The following is a 22549-nucleotide window of genomic DNA, read 5'->3' on the forward strand; positions in this document are numbered from 1 at the left end:
TGCGCCGAATTTTCGGGATGGAAGAGCCGGGATCGCCACCGGCCGCAATGGTCCCATGCAAGCGCGGGTCCAGGCGCTCATCTTGGCATGCCAACCTAAACCCTTCTTTCAAAGGCACTATTTGGCGGGCCGACGCAAACCCAAGCCATCTGCGCCGGGCTGTCTGCCATGCTGCTTTCGGCCAGTTTACTGGACGCGTCGTTCTGCTAGACCACAACAAAATACCTTTTGACTCCCGTGGAGGGGGCAATGGCACGTGCAGGCTCATAGCAATCACGACTCGCATATTTCATTCGGGCCATTTCGGCTGTTTCCAAAGTCCCGGCTCCTGGAGAAGGAGGGGGAGCCGCTTCACATCGGCGGCCGCGCGCTCGATATTCTGATCCTGCTTGCCGAGCGCCCCGGTGAAGTCATCGACAAGAGGGAGCTGGTCAAGCGCATCTGGGCCGACGTGAATGTCGACGAGGGCAGTCTGCGCTTCCATGTCGCAGCGCTGCGCAAGGCGCTCGGCGATACCGGCAAGTCGACTCGTTATGTCCTCAACGTGCCCGGCCGCGGCTATTGCTTTGTCGCGCCGTTCGTTCAAGCAGCTCCGCCGGTCACCTCAACCTCAGTTGCAGCCGAAATCACCGCTCCTCGCTCCCTGCCTGCTCAGCTCGCAAAGATGATCGGGCGAGAGGAGGTCATCGAGAAGATTTCGAACGGATTGACCCTGCATCGCTTCATGACAGTGGTCGGCCCGGGCGGCATCGGCAAGACTTCCGTCGCCGTCACGGTCGGGCATCGCCGCTCGGCGGATTTCGGCGGACGCGTCTTCTTCGTCGACTTCGGTCCGCTGCGGGACGCCAGTCATGTCACAACCACCATCGCCTCGGTCCTCGGGCTGACCGTGAACTCGGAGGACCCGACGCCGGCCATCCTGACATTCCTGAGGACCGGACCGACCCTGCTGATCTTCGACAGTTGCGAGCATGTGCTGGATACGCTGGCTCCACTCGTGGAGCGCATCGTTCGCGAAGCGCCGCAGCTTCGCGTTCTCGCAACCAGCCGCGAGTCGTTCCGGAGCGACGGCGAGCGGATCTTTCGTCTGTTCCCGCTGGATTGTCCGCCGGAGCGCGAGGGCCTCGATGTCGCCGAGGTTCTCGCCTACCCCGCGGCTCAGCTCTTCGTCGAGCGCATCGCGCAGAGCTCGGGCTCGTTCCAGCTCAGCGCGGAAGAAGCGCCGCTGGTGGCGAACATCTGCCGGCGCCTCGACGGCATTGCGCTGGCGATCGAGCTCGCGGCGAGCCGTGTCAATGCGTACGGCATCGCCGGAACGGCATCCCTGCTCGACAGCCGCTTTTCGCTGCAATGGCGGGGGCGGCGCACGGCCGTGCCGCGGCACCAGACCCTCGCCGCGGCCCTCGACTGGAGCTACGACCTTCTGCCTCCGGCGGAAAGCGCCACATTGCGGCGACTGTCGGTGTTCGCCGGGCCATTCGCGCCGGAGGCCGCCGCCGCGGTCGCATCCGGTGAGGGCCTCAGCACCTCGGAGACCCTGGAGGCGATCGACAGCCTGGTCACCAAATCGCTGATCTCCCCATCCGGTTCGCGGACGCTACGCTATCGCCTGCTCGACACCACGCGCACCTACGCCCTCGGCAAGCTGAACGAGCTCGGTGAATACAGGACGTTTGCGCGGCGCCATGCCGAGCATTTTCAAGATTTCTTCGAACACGCGGAAGCCGATACATCGACACCGCTGCCCGAATGGTTGAGCATCTATGCAGGGGAGCTGGACAATGTGCGCGCCGCGCTCGATTGGGCTTTCGCGCCCGACGGCGACGCCAGGCTCGGCATCGCGCTGACGGCAGCCGCGATCACTCTTTGGGTGCGCCTTTCGCTGTTCGCCGAATGCCGAGAACGCAGCAGAACGGCATTGGCGGCGCTCGGAGACGGCAGGGACAACGACCGCATCCACATGCAGCTGCTGTCGGCACTCGGCTGGTCGCTGATGTATGGCGAGGGTCGCGCGCGCGAGGCGCGCCCGATCCTGGAGACGACTCTCGAGCTGGCGGACAGGCTCGATGACAAGGATTTCCGGCTGCGCGCGCTCTGGGGCCTGTGCATCGACCAGTTCAACAACGGGCAGTTCGGCAGGGCCCGCGTGCTCGCCGAGCGCTTTGCGAATGCGGCGGCGAACTCGCCCGACAGAACCGATCTCATGCTGGGCGACCGGCTGATGGCCGTCGCGCTGCATTATCTCGGCGACCAGAACGAGGCCCGGGTCCGCATCGACCGCGTCCACGGCTCGCTGCATGTGCTGGCGGAGAAGCCGAAGATCTTCCCGCTCGACCTCAGAATATCGACGCAATATTTCCGCGCCCGCATCCTGTGGCTGCAAGGCCTGGCCGATCAGGCCCAGGCCCTCGCCGCCAGGAATATCGAGGAAGGCCGCGCCAATGGTCACGCCCTGACCTTCTGCAGCGTGCTGGGCCAGGCCGCCTGCCCGATCGCGTTCTGGGCCGGCGATGTCGACGCTGCGGAGCGCCATGGCACCGAGCTGCTCGAGCACACCGAGCGCCACGCCATCCGTCTCTGGGGTTTGTGGGCGCGGGCTTTCAACGCGGCGGTCATCGGCAAGCGCGGCGACGTCGCGACGGGCCTGCCGCTGCTGCGCGAAGAGCTCAATCGCGCCGGCGATGCGCGCTTCCTGCCGCGATTTCTTCCATTGCTCGGCGAGCTTGCTGCAGGTTTCCTGGAAGCCGACCAGATCGACCGCGGCCTCGACGTGATCGACGACGTCCTGACCCGCTGCAACGACCGGCAGGAGCTCTGGTATCTGCCGGAGCTGACTCGCATCAAGGCAGAGCTGATGCTCAGGAGCGTGCGACACTCAGGCGATGCCGAGGCACGCTTGCACGAGGCCATGGACATGGCGGTTCAGCAGGGCGCCCACTTCTGGCAGCTGCGTTGCGCTACCAGCCTCGCGCGATTGATGACCGGAGCCGGCCGGAGCGCGGACGCTCTGTCGCTTCTCGACGATGTCTGCGGAGCGTTCGCCGAGGGTGCTGACACCCGCGACATGCGCATTGCGCGCGACCTGATCGCGCAATTGCGCGCCTGACGGCAGCCTAACCTCCGGCAGCAGCCGCGCGGCGCGGCAGCTTCCAGTCGGGCCGGATGAAGTGGCAGGTGTAGCCGTCAGGATAGCGTTCGAGATAATCCTGATGCTCGGGCTCGGCTTCCCAGAACTCGGCTGCCGGCGCGACCTCGGTCACCACCTTGCCGGGCCACAAGCCCGACGCCTCGACGTCGGCGATGGTGTCTTCGGCGATCCGCTTCTGCTGGTCACTCGTGTAGAAGATCGCCGACCGGTAGCTCGTGCCGAGATCATTGCCCTGACGGTTGAGCGTGGTCGGATCGTGGATCTGGAAGAAGAACTCCAGCATGGTCCGGAAGCTCGTCTTCGCGGGATTGAAGGTGATCTCGATGGCTTCGGCGTGCCCTTCGTGATTGCGATAGGTGGCATTCTTCACATGCCCGCCGGTGTAGCCGACGCGGGTGGAGATCACGCCCGGCTGCTTGCGGATCAGATCCTGCATGCCCCAGAAGCAGCCTCCGGCCAAAACTGCGCGCTCTGTCGTCATCTGACGCTCCATTGGTTTGATTGAGATATTCAGCGCTTGTCCGCCGCGCTATGCAAGCGCGGATCATCAACGTCATCGTGATATTCGAGGCCCAGCGGCCCGATGGCCGAGACCTGCGTGACATATTCGCCTGATTTCGCCCAGTGAAAATGCCAGGTGTCGCCGGGCAGCACGATGACGCTGCCGGGCGGATAGGCTTTCACCATGTCGCCATCGAAGCGCTCGCCGAGCCCGATGTAGAAGACGCCCGACATGACCGTGTAGATGCGGTCCTCCGGATGCTTGTGCGGCATCAGCTTCGTGCCGCCGGGCACCTTCACCCGGACCAGGTAGGGTCCTGGCTCGGAGGGATGGCCGACCATCACCGCCAGCCGCGCGCCCGGCGGGAAAGCGGGGAACGGCTGCCATGCGACGTCCTCGGGCAGGATTGCCCGAAACCTGTCTTCGTCCGGCTGATGTTGGCGAGGCAGATCCTGGCGCGGCATGGCAGCGTCTCCATTGTTTCGATCAGCCCAGCTTGGCGTCGAGCGTGATCGCGGCGTTGAGCACCTTGGACACCGGGCAGTTCTTCTCGGCCTCGCCGGCGATCTTCGCAAAGCCAGCCTCGTCGAGGTTCGGCACTTTTGCACGCAAGGTCAGCGCGGACTTGCTGATCTTGAAGCCCTTGCCCTCGGGCTCGAGTGTCACCGCGGCTTCCGTCGACAGCTCGTCCGGCGTGAAACCTGCCATCTGAAGGCCGAAGGCCAGCGCCATCGTAAAACACCCTGCATGGGCCGCCGCGATCAACTCCTCGGGATTGGTCCCCTTCTCGTTCTCGAAGCGGGTCTTGAACGAATAGGGCGTCTGCGCGAGCACGCCGGATTCGCTCGTCAAATGACCGGTCCCATCGCGACCGGTGCCCTTCCAGACTGCCGTTGCCTTGCGGATCATCTCAATTCTCCTTGTTTGGTTTCAGCACCGGCGCTCGGTACCGGTGAAAGGCGACATCGGCGTGACCGCCTATCATCGTTCCAACCGGCCGAACGTCGCAGCGGTTCCGTCGGCTAGCTGCCGATCTGCCCGACGTGGAAACCGAGCCGGTTCTCGACATCGCCGGCGCGGTGGAAGCCGCGCGCCATCAGCGCCCTGATGCGGGTCTGGCTGGCGGGGCGGCCGAGCGCGGCGAGGAACGCATCCCACTCCGGCTTGATCTCGGCATCGGGCGGCAGGCTCGCGACGTCGACGAGGCGCTTGGTCTCGGCGATTGCCTCCTTGTCGAAGGACGCGATGCGCATCGCGAGCGCCTCGACGAAACCGTCGAGCTCGGCATCCGGCAGCGACCGGTTGACATAGCCGTAGCGCTCGGCGAGATCGCCGTGGATGTCGTCTGCGCCGAGCAGCACTTCGAGCGCGCGGCCGCGGCCGATTAGGCGCGGCAACCGGGCCATCGGCCCGCCGCCTGGCACGAGGCCCGCGCCGACCTCCCATTGCGACAGGATCGCCTTCTCGCGGCTGGCAAAGCGCATGTCGCTGGCGAGCGCGAGCTCGCTGCCAACGCCGGTCGCGCGGCCCCGGATCTCGGCAATGGAGACGACCGGCGCACGGCTGAGGCGCACCAGCATGTCGGGCAGCGCCTGAAGGCCGGTCGGCCCGGGCGCGATCTCGAGGGAGTCTTCCAACGGCGCGAGGAAATCGTAATGGGTGATGAAGAAATCCTCGACGGCGCTGTCGAACACCACGACCTTCACGTCCGGATCGGTCTCGATCTGCGTGATGATGTCGCCCAGCAGCGGCAGCTGCTTCGGGCCGAAAATATTCACCGGCGGCATGTCGAAGGTGACACGCCAGTAGGACGGCAGGCGGCGCTCAAGGCGGATGTCTGCCGTCGTGAAAGTGTGTTCGGGACGATTCATCTCTTGCACTCCTGATGCATATGTTCGCATTTCAGATCGACTGCCGCAGCGGACGGAACGCGGTGCGCATCTCCGCACAGAACAGCGCGGGCTGCTCCCAGGCCGCGAAGTGGCCGCCCTTGTCGAGGCGGTTGTAGTGCATCAGCTTCGGATAGGCCTTCTCGGTCCAGCTTCGCGGCGCGGCGTAGATCTCGTCCGGGAAGACGCTGACGGCAACCGGGATCTTCACGTGCTTCGGCGCGAAGAACACCAGCTTGTTCTCCCAGTACAGCCGCGCCGACGACACCGCTGTGTTGGTGAGCCAGTAGAGCGTGATGTTGTCGATCACATCGTCCCGCGACAGGCCTTCGGTCTTGCCGTCGAAGACGCGCGCGATCATCGCGGCGCTGCGCGCATCGTGATCGAGCATCCAGGACGCGAGGCCTGCCGGCGAGTCCACGAGGCCATAGAGCGTCTGCGGGCGGTTCGACATCTCGATCGCGTAGCCGAGACCATGCTTGTAGAAATCGTCGAGCTGGTCGTAGGCGATGCGCTCGTCGGTCGAGAGATCCGACGGCCGCACTCCGCCCGGCTGAAGCGCCTTGGCGATGTCGTCGGGCACGGTCGCGGGCATGTTGGTGTGGATGCCGAGCAGCTCGGGCGGTGCGATCAGCGCCATCTGCTCGGTGACGGCATTGCCCCAATCGCCGCCTTGCGCGACATAGCGGCTATAGCCGAGCCGCTTCATCAGCACGATCCAGGCGCGCGCGATGCGCTGGGGATCCCAGCCGAGCTCCGTCGGCTTGCCCGAAAAGCCGTGGCCGGGCAGCGAGGGGATCACCAGATCGAACGCGTCCGTGGCCCTGGCGCCGTGCGCGGTCGGATCGGTGAGCGGGCCGACGATCTTCATCTGCTCGATGATCGAGCCGGGCCAGCCATGCGTGACGATCATCGGCAGCGCATTCTCGTGCCGCGAGCGGACGTGAATGAAATGGATGTCGACGCCGTCGATGTCGGTGACGAATTGCGGCAGAGCGTTCAGCCGTGCTTCGATCTTGCGCCAGTCGTAGTCGCTCTGCCAGTAGCGCACGAGCTCCTGCACCGTCCTCAATTGCACGCCCTGCGATTGATCGGTGACGATCTCGCGATCCGGCCAGCGGGTGGCCGCGAGACGACGACGAAGGTCGAGCAGGTCCGCCTCGGGCACCTTCACGTGGAACGGGCGGATCGTGCCGTTCGCAGCCGCCCTCGCCGGCTGCAGCGGCAGCAGGCTCGACATGCTGGCGGCAACCGCGCCCATCGCGGCCTGGCTCAGCAATTGGCGGCGATCGGGGTTGAGGATGTCGGTGCGGACTTGCGTCGTCATTTGGATCTCCCTTGCTTCGACCGGTGCCGGGGATCGGGTTCGAGAGCGGCACATCGGTTCGTTCTGTGCAGACATTGGCGCGGGCAAGTCCGATTTGCTCGTTATGGCTTGTTAGGCCTCGTTAGCCCTTGCGAGTCCGCGCGATGAACCAGAACACGCGATGTCGATGCGGCACGGCGCGCGAGGAGGTCAGTCGTCGCGCGCCGTATCGGCCAAAGTCAGGAGCTGGGTTGGCCTGCAATTCACGACGGCCGCGGCTGGCCGGCCTGCTCGCGGACGATATAGTCGGCGTACCAGTCCGGCCAGTTCTCGTCGTGTCCGCCGCTCCGCGTCTCGTGCTCGCCATGCGCAATCGCCGCGCGGCGCAGCGCCGCCGCCAGATCGGTCGTCGAAGCGAATGTCGTGGCGCCGCTCGCGATGCGCCCGGGCAGTCGTGTCGTGACCTCCTGGAACAGCCAGCCATTGCCGTCGGGGTCGCTGAACGATGCGAACGAGCTGTAGCTGCCGCGCTTCGGGTCGGCACCGCCGAGCCGAACGCTGCCGAACAGATACGGTTCGTCGGGCCCGGCATGAACGTCGCCGGCACCGTGGAATGGCTCGCTGACCTCGACGCCGCGGCCGAGCAGCTCCTGCCGGGCGGCTTCCAGGTCGGAGACGATCAGGTACAGGCCTCGCGCCGAGCCGGGCGCTGCGGACGTCACGTTCTTGCCGAAGATCACCGAGCAGGCCGAGCCCGGCGGCGTGAACTGGATCACGCGCCAGTCCTCGCCTGACGAAAAATCGGCGTCCAGTCGCCAGCCGAGACGGGCGTAGAACGCCTTGGCACGGTCGACGTCGGACACGGGAATCACGACGACTTCGAGCTTCAAGTCAACGCTCTGCGATGTCGAGGGCCCGGTTCCGGTTTCGCGATCGATTTCGATGGTGGTCATGTCGAACTCCCTGATGTGAGACGCGGTTGCAGACACGGAAGGGCTTCATGCGACAGTCGGCATCACGATCGTCACCCGCGTGCCGCCCTGCCCCGCCTCGCCGTGCAATCGCGCGTGGATGCTGCGTGCGAGTCCTTCGAGGATCCGGCTGCCGGTGCCCTGAAGCGGACCGGTCGCACCGATGCCGTTGTCGGCCACCGTGCAGAGCCAGGCGCCGTCGCGGCTCGCCAATTCGATGCGGATCAGCGCACCGCTTCGGTTCGGGAAAGCGTGCTTTGCCGCGTTCGTGACCAGTTCGGTGAGCATCAGCGCGAGCCGATGACATTGAGCAGCCGGCAGTCTGCCGCTGTCGATCGCGGCTTCGCAGCGGATGCCTGCCGGCTCCAGCACCGCTTCGGAGAGGGCTCCACACAGGTTTTCGAAGAACGGCTCCACGGCGATGGCCGATAGATCGTCGTTGTCGGACAGGAGCTGATAGAGCCGGCCGAAGGCGACGATGCGCCGCTCGAGCCGGTCCACCGCCAGCGACACATCCCTCTTGCTCGCGCGCGTGAAGTCGCGGCGGACCGACGCACCGAGCAGCGTCAGTGTGTTCTTCATGCGATGGTGGGACTCCCGCAGCACGAGTTCCCAATCACGCGACTGATCATCGAGACTGGCGACGAATTGAGGTCGAACGACGTGGTCGTTCGGCCGAGCACCGATACCGGACATCATGGCCTCCCCGTTGAAACAGGATCTCACTCGAAGGCTATAGTGGATGCGCCGCGCGCGTTTTGCCCGTTAGACGTTGCAAGATTCTGTTATGATCGGCGGCGCCCGCGATCTCGCGGTGGACACCCGTGCGTCGAGGGTCAGGCGCGCTGACGAATTGTCGCACTCACGTCGTAAACTGCTCGCGTTTAAGCAAAATTTGCGACACACGTCCCGGTGCGATCAGCGGTCGCCACGCGATTTCGCCACTTTCGGCCGGTTTACTGGACGCCTCGATCTGGTAATCAAATTGCAGACTTCAGCTCATTGATTGGAATTGTTGGCCCGTGCCGGACACTAACGAGCAGGATTCGGTCATAGCCTTCGGGCCGTTCCGCCTGTTCGTGAAATCGCGGCTGCTCGAAAAGGACGGCGCCCCGCTTCACCTCGGCGGCCGTGCGCTCGACATCCTCATTTTTCTCGCCAAGCGCGCCGGAGAGGTCATTGACAAGCGGGAGTTGATCAAGCGCATCTGGGCCGACGTGAACGTGGACGAAGGCAGCCTGCGTTTCCACATCACGACGCTGCGCAAGGCTTTGGGCGATGCGGGCGAGGGCTCCCGCTACGTCGTCAACGTCCCGGGACGCGGCTATTGTTTTACGGCTCCGCTGCTCCGGCCTGCAGCATCGGAGAGCCGGACGAGCCCGCCCGCCGCTTCGCCCCCCTCACTGCCCTCACCGCTCGCGAAGATGATCGGCCGGGACGGTGCCGTCGAGAGGATTTCCGCCGAGCTTGCCCAGCATCGCTTCGTCACGATCGTCGGCCCCGGCGGGATCGGCAAGACGTCGGTCGCACTCGCTGTCGCGCAGGGCGAGCTCGCGGCCTTCGACCGCCAGGTGTGTTTCGTCGATTTCGGCGCGCTGACGGATGCCCGGCTCGTCCCCGGAACCATTGCGGCCGCGCTGGGCCTGACCGTCAGTTCCGAGGACCCGATACCGGGCCTGCTGACGGTCCTGCGCAGCCGGCGCATCCTGCTGGTGTTCGACAGTTGCGAGCACATCCTCGACGAACTCGCCCCTCTGGCCGAGCACCTCGTGCGCGAGGCACCGCAGCTGCATATCCTGGCCACCAGCCGCGAATCCTTTCGCGCAGAAGGTGAACGCGTCCATCGGCTGTTTCCGCTGGATTGCCCGCCGGAGCGCGACGGGCTCGGCATCGCTGACATCCTTGCCTATCCCGCAAGCCAGCTCTTCGTGGAACGCATTGCCGAGAGTTTGAGCGAATTCGAACTGCGGGAGGAGGATGCGCCGCTCGTCGCCGAGATCTGCCGGCGATTGGACGGCATTGCGCTCGCGATCGAGCTCGCGGCCGGACGCGTGAACGCCTATGGCATTGCCGGGACCGCCTCGCTGCTGGACAGCCGCTTCTCGCTGCTGTGGCGGGGACGGCGCACCGCAATTCCGCGGCATCAGACCTTGAGCGCGGCGCTCGCCTGGAGCTACGACCTGCTGCCGCCGGACGAAAGCGCGACGCTGCGCGGATTGTCGGTGTTAGTCGGGCCTTTCACGCTGGAGGCCGCGCTTGCCGTCGCATCCTGCCAGGGGATCAGCGAGCCTGAAGCCGCCGAGGCGATTTCGAACCTGCTGTCCAAATCCCTGATCGCGACCTCGCCTGCGGAGCGGCGGCTGCGCTACCGCCTGCTCGACACCACCCGCGCCTTCGCCGCGGACAAGCTGGTCGAGAACGGGGAAGCGGACCGCGTCGCGCGCGCCCACGCCGAGTATTTCCGCGACTTCCTGCACGACATCGCCCTCAAATCCACGGGCATGCAAAGCGCGGGCGGCTTCCTTCCCTATGCTGACCATTTGCCGAATGTCAGGGCCGCACTGACCTTCGGCTTTTCGGAGAGCGGCGATCGAACGATCGGCGTGGATCTGGCGGCCTCGGCGGCGCAGTTCTTCCTGGAACTGACCTTGCTGACGGAATGCTACCGCTGGACCCGGCAGGCTCTGGCGTCGCTCGATACGAATGCCGTGGACGGCCGCCAGGAGATGACCTTGCAGGCCGCGCTCGGCGTCTCCGTGATGTTCACGCAGGGCAATACCGAAGCGGTCCGGTCGTCATTCACGCGCAGTCTCGAGCTTGCCCGGGAGCTCGATGACCTGCACTGGCAGCTCTGGCTGCTCCGCGGATTGCACATCTATCTCACCAGGGTCGGAGACTTTCACGGCGCGCTCGGAATCGGCGAGCAGGGCGAGAGCGTTGCGCGAAAACTGAACGATCCCGCCGCCACGCTGAACGTCGAATGGATGCTGGGCGTGGCGCATCATCTGATCGGCAACCAGGACAAGGCGATTCGGTTCTGTGAGAGCGCGATGGTGCACAATCCCGGCTCGCAACGGCTGAACATCGGCCATCTCGGGTATGACGACCGCATCGTCGCGCTGGTGGCGCTGGCGCGCGGACTCTGGCTCACCGGCCGGCCCGAGCGTGCGGTCGAGGCCGCCAGATACACCGTTCGCGAGGCCGAGCTGCTCGAACAGCCGCTGACCCTCGGCATCTCCCTGATCTGGACGATTTACGTGTTCCTCTGGGTCGGCGACTGGGACAACGCCGAAATCCTGATCGAGCGGCTGATCGACCATTCGGCGCGGCACTTCCTCGGCCCCTATCACGCGGTCGGCATCGGCCAGAAGGGCGAGCTGCTGCTGCGCCGCGGCGACGTTGCCGCAGGCATCGAGCACCTTCGCCGCAGTCAGGCCACGTTGTACGCGACACGGCACCGGATCATGACGACCGTGTTTGCGACGGCGCTCGCGGAGGGTCTCGCTTCCCAGAACCAGTCCGACGAAGCCTTGCAGGCGATCAACGAGGCGATCGCCCAGATCCCCGATCATGGCGAGTCCTTTGACATGCCGGAGATGCTCAGGATCAAGGGCGACATCCTCGCCCGGTCGGGCAACCCGGTAGAGGCCGAGAGCTGCTTGCGTAAATCGCTGGATCTGTCGCAGCGCCAATGCGCGGTCGGCTGGGAGCTCCGCGGCGCGATCAGCCTCGGCCGCATCTGGCGCCAGGCCGGAAAGGCCGGCGACGCACGCGACTTGCTCGCCCCGCTCGTCGCGCGCTACCAAGAGGGGCTGCAGACCCGCGATCTGGTCGCCGCAAAGGGCCTCCTCGCCGCCCTGAATTGACAGCATCTTCAACGAGATACCGCCAACGCGCGCGCTCGCAAGTCCTAACAACTTCTAACACGCCAAGCCGCCTACGCCCCGCCATGGTGGCGACACTTCATGGTGGATATGGCGGGACATGGCGCTTCTTGACGACGTAATCGATGCCAGCGGCGGCTTGGCCCACTGGAACAGCTTGAACCGGTTTACGCTCCACCTTTCCGTCGGCGGATCGCTGTTCTCCAGCGCGGGACATGCCCGGGAATTCAAGGACGTGACCGCGGAAGGCTCGACCCGCGCGCAGTCGCTCCGGTTCACCGGCATCACCGGAGGTGAACACGCCGGCTCCTTTCAACCCGACGCGATCACGATCGAGAGCCTGGATGGTGAAGTCCTGCGGACCTGGCGCAACCCGAGCCTCGCGTTTACCGAGGCCGGCTTGCCGGCGCTTGCGGACGAACTGCATCTGGTCTTCTTCTGCGGCGTCGCGATCTGGAACTATCTGACCAGCCCGTTCCTGCTCGCCGATCCCGATGTCACGGTCCAGGAGCTGCCGCCCTGGCGTGAGGGCGCCGAGACGTGGCGGCGGCTTCGGGCACAATTCCCCCCGCGCCTTATCACGCTCGCGCCTGAACAGATCTTCTATTTCGACGAGAGCGCCCTGCAACGGCGGACGGACCACGATCTCTTCGGAAACAAAGTCGCACATTACTCCTGGGCTCATGACAGCTTCGGCGGCATCGTAGTGCCGACACTTCGACGCGTGCAGACGCTGCAGCCTGACGGAACGGTAATCGCCAAGCCCGTGCTGATGGACGTCGAGATCTTCGACGCCGTCTTCGAGTAGGGACGAGCCCCCGCGGGAGCGGCGGCTACTCTGCCTCTCAACGCCTAACAATACATAACGAGCCAACAGACGGCCTCGGAGGCAGACTGCACTCGCGAGCAACGAACGACGTGTGCTCGAACGAGACCCAGGCTGATGCGTCTCCACCTCGCTGGAACGCGTCATCGCGGCAACGGCACCCAAGGAGAACAGTTATGAAAGTATTGATGGTCCTCACCTCCCACGATCAGCTCGGCAACACCGGACGCAAGACCGGCTTCTGGCTCGAAGAGCTTGCTGCGCCCTACTACGTGTTCAAGGATTCCGGTGCGGAGATCACGCTCGCTTCGCCCAAGGGCGGACGTCCGCCGCTTGACCCCAAAAGCAACGAGCCCGAGTTCCGCACCGACCTGACGCTGCGCTTCGAGAAGGACGCGGCGGCGGAAGCACAGCTCGACAAGACGCTTCGCCTCGACAGCATCAGGCAGGAGGATTTCGACACGGTGTTCTACCCCGGCGGCCACGGCCCCTTGTGGGACCTCGCCGAAGACCCGAACTCGGTCAAACTGATCGAGTCCTTCCTTGCCGCCGGCAAGCACGTCGCGATCGTCTGCCATTCACCGGCCGCGCTGCGCCACGTCAAGACCCCGGACGGCAAGCCGCTGGTCCAGGGCAGGGAGGTGACCGGCTTCACCAATGGCGAGGAGGAGGAAGTCGGACTCACCAAGGTGGTACCCTTCCTGGTCGAGGACGAGATGCTCCGCCTCGGAGCGACCTTCTCGAAGAAGGCCAATTGGTTGCCCCATGTCGTCAGCGACGGCCTGCTGATCACGGGCCAGAACCCACATTCGTCGGGTCCGGCCGCGCAGGCGCTGCTGGCTGCCCTCAGGGGCAAGCCGATGGCGAAGGCTTCGTAAATCCCGGCCGCGGTCACATCTGGTGAGGCGCCGGCGATGGCGCCTCACGACGCCGCGGAACATCTCTCAAGAGGACACGATCATGGACTTGCTTTCCTACGCGAAGACGATCGCAGAGCGCATCGAAGCGCACTCGGTACAAGCCAAGATACCGGTTGCAATCTGCATCGTCGACATTCACGGCAACACCGTTCTCAAGCACCGCATGAACGGCGCGCCGGCCTTCTCGCTCGAGCTGTCGGAGCGGAAGGCCTACACGTCCGCGCTGGTCGGGCTTCGAACCACCGAGCTTTCCCCGATGGTGCAACCCGGACAGCCATTGTTCCCACTGATGGGTGTTGCGGGCGGACGATTCTGCTCGATGGGCGGTGGAGCGCCGCTGCACATCGACGGACAGCTTGTCGCCGGCATCGGTATCAGCGGCGGTACCGTCGAGCAGGACGTCGACATACTCGAAGCGGGGCTCCACGAACCCGTAGCCACTGATACGCTCGACATGAAGTTCGAGGTCGTCGTCCTTCCGGTCTCGGACGTCGAGCGGGCCAAGCGCTTCTATGCCGATCTCGGCTGGCGGCTCGACATCGACTACGCCGGCACGAACAACTATCGCGTCATCCAGTTCACTCCGCCGGGCTCCGGGTGTTCGGTGATTTTTGGCAGCAACCTGACCACGGCGGCGCCCGGCTCGCTGCAGGGGCTCCATCTGATCGTGTCCGACATCGAAGCCGCATGTGCCGACCTGCGCCGCCGCGGCATCGCAGTCAGCGAGCCATTCCACGATCCCGTCGGCATATTCCACCATGCCAGTGCGAGCGATCTCGCGGCCGGCCCCAATCCGCAGCGGAAGAGCTATGCCTCCTACGCCTCGTTCAGCGATCCCGACGGCAACGGCTGGGTGTTCCAGGAGATCACCGCGCGGCTGACCGGACACATCGAGGACGACGAAAGCTTCACACCCGAACTCACGGACGTCGTCCGGCGCGCGGAGGCGGCTGCGCGCCGAAGCGCCGCCGCGGACGGTCGGGCCGCAGCGTGACATCGGAGCAATGACATGAAGGTTCCAGCTACCCTTGCACTCTCGGCGGCCCTGGCCTGCACGACTGTGCACGCCTCGGCACAAGACCTGCGATCGAGCCGGCGTTCGATCAGCTATCACACCGTCGATATCCAGGGCCTCGAGATCTTCTACCGCGAGGCCGGCCCCGCCGACGCACCGACCGTGCTGCTGCTGCACGGCTTCCCCTCCTCGTCGCGGATGTGGGAGCCCCTGCTGCCGCTGCTCGCCGACAGATATCACGTGATTGCACCTGACTATCCCGGCTTCGGCAACAGCAGCGCGCCGCCGCCGTCCGCATTCACCTATACGTTCGACAACATCGCCGGCGTGATCGGAGAGCTCACGGCGAAGCTCGGTCTCGGCAAATACGTCCTGTTCATGCAGGACTACGGAGGTCCTGTCGGCTTCCGCATGGCGCTGGCGCATTCCGAACGTGTCCGCGGAATCATCATCCAGAATGCGGTGTCGCACGAGCAGGGCTTGAGCCCGCTCTGGGAGGCGCGTCGCAGGTACTGGGCCGACCCGGCACACGAGCTCGAGGCGCTCAAGGCCAATTTCACCTCGCTGGCGGCGACGCGTCAGCGGCATCTCGGCTCAAGTCCGCACCCCGAACGCTACGACCCCGACACCTGGAACGACGAATACGCGTTCCTGACGCGTCCCGGCCAGGCCGAGATCCAGGCCACGCTGTTCCTGGATTACCGGACCAACGTCGCCTCCTATCCCAAATGGCAGGACTGGTTGCGCAAGACGCGGCCGCCGACGCTGGTGGTCTGGGGCAAATACGATCCGTCTTTCACCGTCGCCGGCGCCACGGCCTATCGCGACGACGTGCCGGATGCCGAGGTTCACATCCTGGAGGCAGGCCACTTCGCGCTGGATGAAGCCACCGACGAGATCGCCGCGCTCGTTCGCGACTTCCTTGCGCGCCTGGACAAGGGCTAAAGCATGATCCGGAAAAGTGCGCAGCGGTTTTCCGAAAAGATCATGCTTAAACAACAACCTAAAGCGCGATGACGATTCATCCTAATCGCATCGCGCTTTAAGCTCGGGATTTCCGACCGCGCACAATCAGGCCGGCTCATTCAGCATCAGCCGTGCCGCCCTGAGATCGGCGGTCTCGAACCCCTCGGAGAATCGGGCGTAGGTGCTCGCGAGCCGCTCAAGCGAATCTGGCACACCCTGCCGGTCTCGCAGCCGCGCCAGCGACATCTCGGTTCGCAACTGCCAGGACAATGCGCCCTGGTGCTCGGCGAGTGTCGCCGACGCGACCAGACTTGCCTCGGCAGCTGCGAGGTCTCCGCCATGCGCCTCGAGCTCGCCCCGCAAACGGAGCAGCTCCGGCATGTCGAAGGCGCCGCCTTCCTGCTCGATCCGCGCAATGGTCTCGTGCAGCACCTCTCGCGCTTCCGGCAGCCGTCCGAGTGCCGCCAATCCCTTGGACAGATCGGCAGCGAACGCCGATGCGTAGAGTTCGTAGCGATCCGCGTGCAGACGCGGGAGCGCAGTCCGCAACAGGTCGATGCCGCCGGGGACCTCGCCGCGGGCGATCATGTTCTGCGCCCGAAAGCCGCTCGCGACGGCTTCGTAAGGAACGAGCCCGTGCAGGTTCGCATGCCTCGCCAGGCGACCGGTCATGGCCTCGACGGAGGACCAGTCGCCAACCCAGCCGAACACCGAGGCGGACCAGCACAATGCGATACAATGCATGACCGCGTCGCGCGGCGCTGACGCGCCGACGAGCGGGCGGATGCATTCGAGCGCACGATCGGGAAAGCCGCGCAGCCATAGCACGCGCGCAAGCGGAATCTGCGGCGTACGCGAATAGGCGAAATGCCCGGGTTGAGTGCCACGCAGCGCGGCGTCGTCGCGCAGGCCCTCGTCGAGATGAGCCTGCGCCTCGAGCTGGTCCCCGGCGAGGTGATAGGACACGCCGAGGAGCGCCTTGCTGCCGGCAACGCCTGCGGTATCGCCGATCAGGTGGGCAATCCGCTCGGCGTGGCGCGCAGTCGGCACCAGATGCCGATAGCCGCCGGTCCGGCGGTAGAACATATTGAGCCGCGACAGTAGCCGGAATGTATTGGCGTGGTCGCCGAGCGCCTCCGAAATCTCCAGCCCACGCCTGAGCGCCGCTTCCGCCTGCTCGCTGTTGCGCTCGGTGAACATGAGGGCGTGACCGAGCGTCGACTGGAGCTCGAGCTCCCATCTGCCGCCCCGCTCGGCCTCATCGAGCGCCGCGAGTGCGCGATCGGACCATATGCGCGCTTCGTTCAGCAAATTGAGCTCGACGAACAGCCTCGTGCAGCTACCCGTGAGCGGCACGCGCAGGCCGGCGCCGTCAGCATTGGCGTAGCTCCATGCCAGTGCCGCGCGGGCGTCGGCGAGCAGGCCCGCCCGCTCCTGCGCGCGGGACGCCTGGTCTCGGCTGCCCGGCTCCGTCATGCCGGCTTCGAGCGTTCGCTGAACATATACGGCATGACGGCGCGCGATTGTATCGGCCTCGCCGCCGTCGGCCAGCTTCTGCATGGCATAGGCACGCGTTGCATCAAGCAGGCGATAGCGCCGCGACGCGCCGTCCGGCTGCGCCGATACCAGCGACTTGACCACGAGTTGCTCCAGCGCATGGACGACGCGATCCTCCGCCGTCGCCGCGTCAGCCGCCACCGCGACCGCACCCTGTAACGTGAAGGGGCCCGCGAAGACGGCGAGGCGCTGAAACACGATGCGCTCGCTCTCGCCGATCAGGCCAAAGCTCCAATCGAGCGTGGCGCCGAGCGTCTGCTGGCGCGGCGGCGCCGTTCGCCGCCCGCGCCATTCGAGCTGGAGATGGCTGTCGAGCAGCGCCGCCATCTCGCGCAATCCGTAGAGACCGACGCGCGCGGCGGCCAGCTCGATCGCGAGCGCGATGCCGTCGAGCTTGCCGCAGATCCGGACCAGGACCTCCGCATCCTCGTCCGTGATGTCGTCCCGATGGCCCGCCGCGACGGCGCGGTCCACGAACAGACGCGCAGCGGGATAGTTCAACACCTCGCCGGCGCTAAGGCGGGCGTCCTGCGGCGGACCCGGCAAGGGGGCCAACTCGAAGATCTGCTCCCCTTCCACCAGCAACGACTCGCGGCTGGTCGCGAGGATAGCGACGCCAGGCGCCTCACGGTAGATGGCTTCTGCGAGACGCGCGACCTCGTCGATGACGTGCTCGCAGCTGTCGAAAACGAGCAGCAGCCGTCGGCCGCGCAGAAAATTGACGATGCTGCCTGCGGGATCGTTGTGATGCACGACGAGGCCCAGCGCGGCGGCAACCGTGCTCGCGACCAGCGCGGCGTCCTGCAGCGGACCGAATTCGAGGAAATGGACGCTGCCTTCGAACCTGTCGCACATGTCATGCGCGAGCGCGGCAGCAATGGTGGTCTTGCCGATGCCGCCCGGCCCCCGCAGCGTGACGAAGCGATTACGGAGCAGGCGCGTTGCCAGATCGGCCACGACGTCGTCCCGCCCGACCATCCGATCCAGGCGACGCGGCAGAGCCGGTGGCGGGGCGGATGCTTCGGGTGGCCGCGACGCGGTCACAGGCGGCTCTGCACGTTCGCCACGCCGCACGGGCGCGACGAAGCAATAGCCTCGGCTCGGGATGTTGGTGATGTAGCGGGCGCCGTCCTTGCCGTCGCTGAGCGCCTTGCGCAGCTCCGCGACATGGACCCGCAAGCTGATCTCCTCGACGGAGAGGCCGGACCACGCGTAGCTGAGAATCTCGTTCTTCGGCACCACCTCGCCGGCACGGCTGACGAGCAGGCGCAAAATGTCCATCGCCCGGCTTCCGAGCTTGACCGGCACGCCGTCCTTCTCCAGCAGCCGCGAGCGGAGCGAGAACGGTCCGAACGAGACGGCATCGAGATCAAGGATCGGACCAGTGTCGCCGCTACCGCGGCCATGTCCTGCCGAAAGCTCGGTCACATCGCGCTCATCTTGCCTGCTTCTTCGAAACGCGGCGCAACTATACAAGGCGCCGCTGCGAGGTCCAGTGAAGGCATTGCAGCGGTCTCGCACCGGCGCGTCGGTCTACGCGATGCGCTCTCCTCAGGCTGCTCCGGTCTGCGCAAATGCATGACAAATTGACCCTAACCAGCCCCTCTGCGACGAGCTGTCACACCTGGTCCACACCCACAGAATCTAACAGTTCCTAATCACCACTAACGGGCGTCCTGGCCAGCTCACGTTTATCCTCTCAGCATGGAAAGCATTGGTTTGCGCGCCTTCCGGTCGTTGCAAGCAACGGCAAAACCAGGAGAGGACGAACGATGTCGAGCAACTTGCACGTGGCGCATGCCTGGGTTGATTTTCCGGTCGCCCCGCAGGATCACGAGGGTCTTCGCCCCACACAGGCGATCGCCCGGGAGAGCCAATGGCGCCAGATCGATCGCACTCCGGAGGGCATGATCGAAGACATCACGATCTCGCGATGGGATGACCCGCGGAGCAACTCGTCGCACGAAACGACGACGCCGGACGATCGCTATTTTGTCGGCATTGCCCTGAAAGCCACGCGTGCGAAGCTGACACGCGGCGGCCGGATCGTCTTCGAAGGTGCCATGCCGGCGGGGTCGCTCTATGTCACCGCCCCGTCGAAGCCGCTCGGCGCACAATTCCAGTCGCCGTGCGCATTCCTGCACGTCCACATCTCCACGGACCATCTTCGAGCGCAGGCCGATGGGCTGAACGATCTCGTGCTGTTGCGCGATCCGCTCGCCGCCGAGCTCGCCAAGGCTCTGATCGAGCATGGTGATGCCGCGGATCGGGAGTTTACAAGCTGCATCGGCCAGACCCTGGCGATGCATCTCACCCGGATGGAGCTGCCGCGCGTCAAGGTCAATGCCTTGCCGAAATGGCGGTTGCGGCGGGTCGAGCAGCACATCGCCGATCATTTCGACCGCTGTATCAGCCTGTCCGAGCTCGCCAATGTCGCCGGCCTGTCCAGGATGCATTTTGCGGCGCAATTCCGCGCCGCGACCGGTTATCGTCCCCGCGAATATCTGCTGACGCAGCGGGTTGAGCATGCCAAGACGCTGCTCGCGACCACCGAGCGGCCATTGGCGGAGATCGCCCTTTCCGTGGGCTTCAGCACGCAGGCGCATTTTTCGACCGTCTTCAAGCGCATCAGCGGTCAATCTCCGGCGCGCTGGCGCCTTGCCAACGTGGACGGACAGCTCGAGGTCGAAGCGCGGCCGAGGCGGCACGCGCCTCCGGAGCGGGATTGGATTGCCAGCGCCGCCGCATAGCTGATCCGGCGAGCGACGGACGACAGGGACCCCGAGGCGTGTGCCTCAACTTGTTTGCTGCTCCCGATCTCGCCGCTGCAAGTCCTCGTGTCCCAGACGAGCTGCAACGCGCGAGCGTTGCGGCGCAGAGTCGGGACCCAGAACGCTCCACGGTAGCTTGCGGTGAGATGGGCCCCGGCTCTGCAGCGCATCGTCGAAGAGACGCTGCGCTGCGTCCGGGGCACGAAAGTGCAATACTGACGCCCCTACACCGGATCGAACGCCCGGATCGGCGGCAGATTGCCGGTGAACTTCTCCACCTCGACGGTCGTCAACTGACCGGTGCAACCTTGCGCCAGGGAGGAGGTGCCGATGTCGCGGGTGAGCACGTTTGGATTGCCGTGGACGCAGAGCGGCGCCTCGTCTTCGGGATCCATCGGATCGTACCAGGCGCCGGTCGGAAGCTGGACCACGCCGGGCGCGATGCCGTCGGTGACGTGGACGGCAGCAAGGCATGCGCCACGCTCGTTGAACAGGCGAATGATGTCGCCGTCCTTGATGCCACGCGCGGCCGCATCAACCGGGTTCATGCGCGCGACCTCGCGGCCGCGATGCTTTGCGGCAAGCGAATGTCCGCCAAAATCGAGCTGGCTGTGCAGGCGCGTCGCCGGCTGGTTGGCGACGAGGAAGCACGGCGCCCCGGGCTTGGGCGTATCGGTCTTGTCGAGCCAGACCGGATGGCCGGGACAATCCGCATCGCCATGACCTGCGATCTTGGCCGAGAAGATCTCGATCCGCCCGCTCGGCGTCGGCAGGGCGTGATTGACCGGATCGTCGCGGAAGCGGCGCAGCCGGCCACCGTCATCGGGCTGCTGGGGCACGACCAGGCTGCCGCGCGCCCAGAATTCGTCGAAATCAGGGGCTTCGAGGCCGCGCTTGGCCAGCGATGCGCGAGTCGGCTCGTAGAGATGTTTCAGCCACTGCCGCGACGTGCGTCCTTCGGTGAAGGGTTCGCGCGCTCCGAGACGGTCGGCGAGATCGGCAAAAATCTCGTAGTCGTCGCGCGCGAGCCCAAACGGCTCGGCGATCCGGTGCATCGCGACCATGAGCGGATCGTTGCTGGAATAGCCGATGTCCTCGCGCTCCAGCGTCATCGTCGAGGGCAGCACGATGTCGGCATGACGGGCTGTGGCCGTCCATGCGAGTTCGTGCACGACGAAAGTGTCTACTTGCGCGAACGCCTTGCGCAAGCGGTTGATGTCCTGGTGGTGATGGAAGGGATTGCCGCCCGCCCAGTAGACCAGACGAATGTCCGGATAGGTGCGCGTCTCGCCGTTGTAGCGATAGGTGCTGCCGGGATTGAGCAGCATGTCGGCGATGCGCGCCACCGGGATGAAATCCGCGACACCGTTGCGGCCCTGCCCCAGCGTCGGCCCCGGCACGTCGTTGACGCGGCGGCCGTAATAGCCGATCGCACCCAACGAATAGGCGTAGCCACCGCCGGGAAGGCCGATCTGGCCGAGGGCTGCCGCCAGCACCATGCCCATCCACACCGGCTGCTCGCCATGCTCGGCGCGCTGAAGCGAATGGGAGACGGTGATGAGCGCGCGCTTCCGGGCAAGACGCCGCGCCAGCTTGCGGATCGTATCCGCCTCGACGCCGCAGATAGCGGCGGCCCATTCGGCATGCTTTGCTTGCCCATCGCTTTCGCCGGTGAGATAGCGCAGGAAGACCGGCCAGCCCTCGGTGTAGCGATCGAGGAAGGCCTGGTCGTGCAGGCTTTCGCTCACGAGCGTGTGGACGATGCCGAGCATCAGCGCAGTGTCGGTACCGGGCACGCAGGTGACCCATTCGGCGCCGGCCTCGACCGGCAGATCGTCGCGGAGCGGACTGACCAGGATGAACTCGCAGCCGCGCCGGCGCGCAGCCGCCATCGCGCCGCGCTCGACATGCTTGCTGATCGAGCCGCCGGCCACCATGGAGTTCTTCAGCGCCATGCCGCCGAATGCCAGCACGATCTCGGTGTTATCAGCGATCTGCTCCCAGGTGACGTTGCGCTTGGTGATGTCCTCGTAGCCCGCCAGGACCTGCGGCAGCAGCACCGAGGACGCTCCGGAGGAATAGGAGTTCACCGAGCGAACGTAACCGCCCATCGCGATGTTGAGGAAGCGATGCACCTGGCTCTGGGCGTGATGGAAGCGGCCGGCGCTCGACCAGCCATAGGAGCCGCCGAACACGGCGCCCGGCCCGCGCGTGTCGCGGATGCGTGCCAGTTCGTCCCCCAGGAGATCGAGCGCCTTCTCCCAGCTGACGGAGACGAACTCGTCGCGGCCGCGGCGATCGTCGGGGCCCGGCCCGCGCTCCAGCCAGCCGCGGCGGACCGCCGGCTGGGCAATGCGCGCCTGGTGGCGGAGCGCGCCGGGGAAATTGTCGATGATGCCATTCGGATCGGGATCGCCCGCATAGGCCCTGACCTCCAGCCCGGCCGCGCCCTGACGCGCGGAGAAGACGCCCCAATGCGAGGTATGCGGCTTGAAGCCGTCCGACAGGTCGAGACCAGGGTCGGGAAAGCCAATCGTATCGTCCATGGTCTGATCCTTGTTCCGGTACTGGCGCAATCGAGGTGGTAATATACCGATCCGCTCCGGACGTCGTCGAGATCAGCGTTGACGGAAACGCTGGCCTGCCCCGCGCAATGCCAGCCGTGGCGTCGCTAAGGCACCTCCCGACCATGATAGGACTGACCTGCACCGGTCGAGAGCCGGGGGACTTGCCCGAACTGCCCTTCGTGTCGCTGCGTCGGCGAGGAGAGTTCGTTGCGAGGCGATCGTCTATG

At 65.6% G+C, this 22549-nt stretch carries 16 protein-coding genes; 7 read left to right on the plus strand and 9 right to left on the minus strand.

The genetic code is table 11. The features are described 5' to 3' along the window. The first annotated feature begins 256 nt into the window (after positions 1 to 256). On the plus strand, positions 257 to 3106 hold the full coding sequence (locus ABIA42_RS22155) for a winged helix-turn-helix domain-containing protein (protein ID WP_370121199.1): 2850 nt from the start codon (positions 257 to 259) through the stop codon (positions 3104 to 3106). Positions 3107 to 3113: 7 nt separating this feature from the next. Here the strand turns inward: ABIA42_RS22155 and msrA are convergent, their stop codons facing one another. The 7 genes from msrA to ABIA42_RS22190 all read right to left on the minus strand — a co-directional run bounded on the left by msrA (position 3114) and on the right by ABIA42_RS22190 (position 8512). Continuing rightward, a complete protein-coding gene (msrA, locus tag ABIA42_RS22160; protein ID WP_271533519.1) occupies positions 3114 to 3629 on the minus strand; it encodes a peptide-methionine (S)-S-oxide reductase MsrA in 516 nt (171 codons plus the stop codon). Positions 3630 to 3658: 29 nt separating this feature from the next. Beyond that, a complete protein-coding gene (locus ABIA42_RS22165) occupies positions 3659 to 4114 on the minus strand; it encodes a cupin domain-containing protein (protein WP_370121196.1) in 456 nt (151 codons plus the stop codon). Positions 4115 to 4136: 22 nt separating this feature from the next. After that, the gene (locus ABIA42_RS22170) at positions 4137 to 4559 is read right to left on the minus strand and encodes an OsmC family protein (protein ID WP_194392753.1); all 423 of its coding nucleotides are present in this window, start codon (positions 4557 to 4559) and stop codon (positions 4137 to 4139) included. A 113-nt stretch (positions 4560 to 4672) separates the two neighbouring features. Next, positions 4673 to 5521: an enoyl-CoA hydratase/isomerase family protein gene (locus ABIA42_RS22175; protein ID WP_271533521.1), complete on the minus strand. Its 849-nt coding sequence runs from the start codon at positions 5519 to 5521 to the stop codon at positions 4673 to 4675. A 31-nt stretch (positions 5522 to 5552) separates the two neighbouring features. Next, entirely contained in the window at positions 5553 to 6866 is a 1314-nt protein-coding gene (locus ABIA42_RS22180; protein WP_370121191.1) for an epoxide hydrolase family protein, read from the minus strand. Between the two features lie 242 nt (positions 6867 to 7108). Further along, positions 7109 to 7798 (minus strand): VOC family protein, encoded by a 690-nt coding sequence (locus tag ABIA42_RS22185; RefSeq protein ID WP_370121188.1) that lies wholly within the window; start codon positions 7796 to 7798, stop codon positions 7109 to 7111. Positions 7799 to 7843: 45 nt separating this feature from the next. Continuing rightward, positions 7844 to 8512 (minus strand): sensor histidine kinase, encoded by a 669-nt coding sequence (locus ABIA42_RS22190; RefSeq protein ID WP_271533524.1) that lies wholly within the window; start codon positions 8510 to 8512, stop codon positions 7844 to 7846. A gap of 326 nt (positions 8513 to 8838) precedes the next feature. On the opposite strand from ABIA42_RS22190, the gene ABIA42_RS22195 reads away from it, so the two are divergent. From ABIA42_RS22195 to ABIA42_RS22215, 5 genes are all read left to right on the plus strand, one after another. Beyond that, entirely contained in the window at positions 8839 to 11682 is a 2844-nt protein-coding gene (locus ABIA42_RS22195; protein ID WP_370121184.1) for a winged helix-turn-helix domain-containing protein, read from the plus strand. A 118-nt stretch (positions 11683 to 11800) separates the two neighbouring features. Continuing rightward, the gene (locus tag ABIA42_RS22200) at positions 11801 to 12508 is read left to right on the plus strand and encodes a hypothetical protein (protein ID WP_370121181.1); all 708 of its coding nucleotides are present in this window, start codon (positions 11801 to 11803) and stop codon (positions 12506 to 12508) included. A 194-nt stretch (positions 12509 to 12702) separates the two neighbouring features. Then, positions 12703 to 13404, plus strand: coding sequence for a type 1 glutamine amidotransferase domain-containing protein (locus ABIA42_RS22205; protein ID WP_271533527.1), 702 nt, complete (start codon positions 12703 to 12705; stop codon positions 13402 to 13404). A gap of 82 nt (positions 13405 to 13486) precedes the next feature. Further along, positions 13487 to 14440 (plus strand): heme-binding protein, encoded by a 954-nt coding sequence (locus tag ABIA42_RS22210; protein WP_370121178.1) that lies wholly within the window; start codon positions 13487 to 13489, stop codon positions 14438 to 14440. Positions 14441 to 14455: 15 nt separating this feature from the next. Beyond that, complete coding sequence (locus ABIA42_RS22215) at positions 14456 to 15406, plus strand: alpha/beta fold hydrolase (protein ID WP_370121175.1); 951 nt, start codon at positions 14456 to 14458, stop codon at positions 15404 to 15406. 126 nt (positions 15407 to 15532) lie between these two features. On the opposite strand, the gene ABIA42_RS22220 is transcribed toward ABIA42_RS22215, so the two are convergent. Continuing rightward, positions 15533 to 18412, minus strand: coding sequence for a winged helix-turn-helix domain-containing protein (locus tag ABIA42_RS22220; protein WP_370121172.1), 2880 nt, complete (start codon positions 18410 to 18412; stop codon positions 15533 to 15535). A gap of 344 nt (positions 18413 to 18756) precedes the next feature. Between ABIA42_RS22220 and ABIA42_RS22225 the strand changes: the two genes are divergently transcribed. Beyond that, the gene (locus ABIA42_RS22225; RefSeq protein WP_271533530.1) at positions 18757 to 19734 is read left to right on the plus strand and encodes a helix-turn-helix domain-containing protein; all 978 of its coding nucleotides are present in this window, start codon (positions 18757 to 18759) and stop codon (positions 19732 to 19734) included. 245 nt (positions 19735 to 19979) lie between these two features. Here the strand turns inward: ABIA42_RS22225 and ABIA42_RS22230 are convergent, their stop codons facing one another. Then, complete coding sequence (locus ABIA42_RS22230; protein WP_271533531.1) at positions 19980 to 22301, minus strand: molybdopterin guanine dinucleotide-containing S/N-oxide reductase; 2322 nt, start codon at positions 22299 to 22301, stop codon at positions 19980 to 19982. Positions 22302 to 22549: the final 248 nt, after the last annotated feature.

This window comes from Bradyrhizobium sp. USDA 327, assembly GCF_041262065.1.
Taxonomy (GTDB): Bacteria; Pseudomonadota; Alphaproteobacteria; order Rhizobiales; family Xanthobacteraceae; genus Bradyrhizobium; species Bradyrhizobium liaoningense.

Coding starts and splice junctions, on each gene's coding strand:
- msrA (WP_271533519.1), bottom strand. CDS start 3,629: ATGACGACAGAGCGCGCAGTTTTGGCCGGAGGCTGCTTCTGGGGCATG.
- ABIA42_RS22165 (WP_370121196.1), bottom strand. CDS start 4,114: ATGCCGCGCCAGGATCTGCCTCGCCAACATCAGCCGGACGAAGACAGG.
- ABIA42_RS22170 (WP_194392753.1), bottom strand. CDS start 4,559: ATGATCCGCAAGGCAACGGCAGTCTGGAAGGGCACCGGTCGCGATGGG.
- ABIA42_RS22175 (WP_271533521.1), bottom strand. CDS start 5,521: ATGAATCGTCCCGAACACACTTTCACGACGGCAGACATCCGCCTTGAG.
- ABIA42_RS22180 (WP_370121191.1), bottom strand. CDS start 6,866: ATGACGACGCAAGTCCGCACCGACATCCTCAACCCCGATCGCCGCCAA.
- ABIA42_RS22185 (WP_370121188.1), bottom strand. CDS start 7,798: ATGACCACCATCGAAATCGATCGCGAAACCGGAACCGGGCCCTCGACA.
- ABIA42_RS22190 (WP_271533524.1), bottom strand. CDS start 8,512: ATGTCCGGTATCGGTGCTCGGCCGAACGACCACGTCGTTCGACCTCAA.
- ABIA42_RS22200 (WP_370121181.1), top strand. CDS start 11,801: ATGGCGCTTCTTGACGACGTAATCGATGCCAGCGGCGGCTTGGCCCAC.
- ABIA42_RS22205 (WP_271533527.1), top strand. CDS start 12,703: ATGAAAGTATTGATGGTCCTCACCTCCCACGATCAGCTCGGCAACACC.
- ABIA42_RS22210 (WP_370121178.1), top strand. CDS start 13,487: ATGGACTTGCTTTCCTACGCGAAGACGATCGCAGAGCGCATCGAAGCG.
- ABIA42_RS22215 (WP_370121175.1), top strand. CDS start 14,456: ATGAAGGTTCCAGCTACCCTTGCACTCTCGGCGGCCCTGGCCTGCACG.
- ABIA42_RS22225 (WP_271533530.1), top strand. CDS start 18,757: ATGTCGAGCAACTTGCACGTGGCGCATGCCTGGGTTGATTTTCCGGTC.
- ABIA42_RS22230 (WP_271533531.1), bottom strand. CDS start 22,301: ATGGACGATACGATTGGCTTTCCCGACCCTGGTCTCGACCTGTCGGAC.